Source organism: Desulfobacula sp. (assembly GCF_021107415.1).
On record NZ_JAIOSW010000237.1, the window covers coordinates 1 to 2,548 of the forward strand.

Sequence of the window (2,548 nt, forward strand, 5' to 3'; positions counted from 1 at the left end):
GCCGATGATGTGGCATCCAGTCTGCCATACGGCTTGCAGCGACGACTTGAAATCGCCCGGGCCATTGCCTCGGAACCCAAAGTGCTGCTGCTGGATGAACCCGCTGCCGGAATGAATCCCTCTGAATCCTCAGAGTTAATGAAAGACATTACACGCATATCAGACTTAGGTATTGATGTTCTCCTTGTGGAGCATGACATGAAGGTTGTGATGGGTGTGTGTGATCATATTGTATGTGTTGATCATGGTGTTAAGATTGCTGAAGGTGATTCTCATGAAATTCAGAATAACCCGAAAGTGATTGAAGCATATCTGGGTCAGCCTGCTAACCAATAATTTTTAGGAGAAAAAGATGAAAAAAAGAATTTTATCAATTATAGCTATGGGCCTTATTCTGGTTCCATTTCTGTTTGCAACCGTTTCTGCAAAAACATTGAAAATCGGTTCCATGAGCCCTTTAACCGGCCCCTATGCATCTGATGGAACAGATATTAAAAATGGTGTCTGGACTGCCATTAAAGTATTTGAAGAAGCAGGTGGAATCCCGGGTTATGACAAGATTGAATTTTTTCCCCAGGATACAGCCTGTGATCCAAGACAAGCCGTTGCCGCAGCCAACAAGCTTCTCAACCTTGGGGTTGTTGGTGTGGTGGGAGCCTATTGCTCTTCTTCAACTATTCCGGGATCCGAGGTGCTGGCTGAGGAAGACGTCGTCATGATTACCCCGGCTTCTACCCATCAGGATGTAACGGACCGCGGACTTGAATATATGTTCAGGATGTGCGGAAGGGATGATGACCAGGCCCCTGCAGCTGCCAAATTTATGAAAGAAGCCCTGAGTGCAAAAACTATTTTTATCGTGGATGACAAAACTACCTATTCCCAGGGTCTTGCAGACGGTGTTGAAAAAGCCTGTAAAGATCTGGGTATCAAAATCCTGGGTCATGAGCATGTCAACCAGGGTGATAAAGATTTTTCTGCTATTTTAACCATGGCAAAACTGAGAAATGCCGATATTTTTTACATGTCTCTCCAGGGATTCTCTCCTGCCGCCATGATGACACTCCAGGCAAAACGTCTGGGTCTTAAATCCCAGATCGTTACCCAGGATGCCTGTTTCCAGCCCAAATACATGGAGGTTGCAAAAACTGCAGCAGAAGGTGTTTACCTGACCTATGGATTTACCGATCCCTCTACGCCTGAGTACAAAGCCTTTGAAGAAATATATGTGCCTAAATATGGTAAGATTGCTGCCTATTCAACCTATGCCTATGATTCTGCCACAGCTCTTTTAAAAGCCATTAAAGCAGCCGGCTCCACAAAGTCTGCCAAAATTAAGGCTGAACTCATGAAACTGGATTACCAGGGTGTTGCAAAACGTGTCAAGTTCAGAGCCAATGGAGACTCAGGGTCTTCCTATATTGCCTTTAAAATTATTAACGCTGAGTTTGTTCCTTATTGGGAACCAGCCAGCGGTCTGATCAAGTAATTTTGTGAAAATGTGATGCGGCCGGCAATTTAATTGCAGCCGCATCTTTTTGTCCACTTCAGGAAATAAAGTTAAGAAAATTAAATATAATGGAATATTTTATTCAGCAGTTGATTAACGGTATAACCCTTGGCGGTATGTATGCATTGATCGCACTGGGGTATACCATGGTATATGGTGTTATCCAGCTCATCAACTTTGCACATGGCGAATTTTTTGCTGCCGGCGGATATGTGGGAGCCATTGCCCTGGCTTATTTTGCCGGGGTGGGATATATGGATTCCCACCCGATTATCTGTCTGACGGCTTCCTTTATGATTGCCATGGCCTATTGCGCCTACCTTGCCATCGGGATTGAAAAAATCGCCTATAAACCATTGCGGAAAGAGTCCAGGCTGGCCGCCCTTTTGTCTGCCCTGGGTATGTCTATTTTTCTTTCCAATGGTATGATGCTCACCCAGGGGGTGTATGACAAGGTTTATCCCAGTGAATTGTTCCAGGGAAGATTTGATTTCGGCATGGTAACTATTTCCTATCTTCAGATTATGATCGTATCTTTGACCATCTGCCTGCTGGTAGGACTCAATCTCCTGGTATTCAGGACCAAAATCGGTATGGCAATGCGGGCAACGGCCCAGGACAAGACCATGTCCGCTTTGGTGGCCATCGGCAGCAACAGGATCATATCCCTGACCTTTGCCATTGGTGCGGGACTTGCCGCTGCTGCCGGTATTATGTATGGCCTTTACTATGGATCTGTCCGGTATGACATGGGATTTGTCCCCGGTATCAAGGCCTTTGCCGCTGCCGTTCTGGGTGGGATCGGGAATATTACCGGTGCCATGATAGGCGGCCTGATTATCGGAATGGTTGAAATATTCGGTGCCGGCTATATCTCAGGCGAGTATAAGGATGTGTTTGCTTTCATAATTTTGATCGCAGTACTCTATTTTAAACCAAATGGAATTATGGGCGAGAATATCGATGATACAAGAGTTTAAAAAAGTTTGGAAACAATATACAATCGGCATGTTGTGGCTTTTAGGGCTGCTCTGGCCC

General features: G+C 45.4%; 3 protein-coding genes. All 3 read left to right on the plus strand.

Features of this window, described 5'->3' with window-relative positions:
• Positions 1 to 336, plus strand: a 336-nt coding sequence (locus K8S13_RS12870) for an ATP-binding cassette domain-containing protein (RefSeq protein ID WP_291463030.1), incomplete at its 5' end; no start/stop codon positions are given.
• 16 nt (positions 337 to 352) lie between these two features.
• Positions 353 to 1,489, plus strand: a complete 1,137-nt coding sequence (locus K8S13_RS12875) for a branched-chain amino acid ABC transporter substrate-binding protein (RefSeq protein ID WP_291463032.1) — start codon at positions 353 to 355, stop codon at positions 1,487 to 1,489.
• A gap of 89 nt (positions 1,490 to 1,578) precedes the next feature.
• On the plus strand, positions 1,579 to 2,490 hold the full coding sequence (locus K8S13_RS12880) for a branched-chain amino acid ABC transporter permease (protein ID WP_291463033.1): 912 nt from the start codon (positions 1,579 to 1,581) through the stop codon (positions 2,488 to 2,490).
• Positions 2,491 to 2,548: the final 58 nt, after the last annotated feature.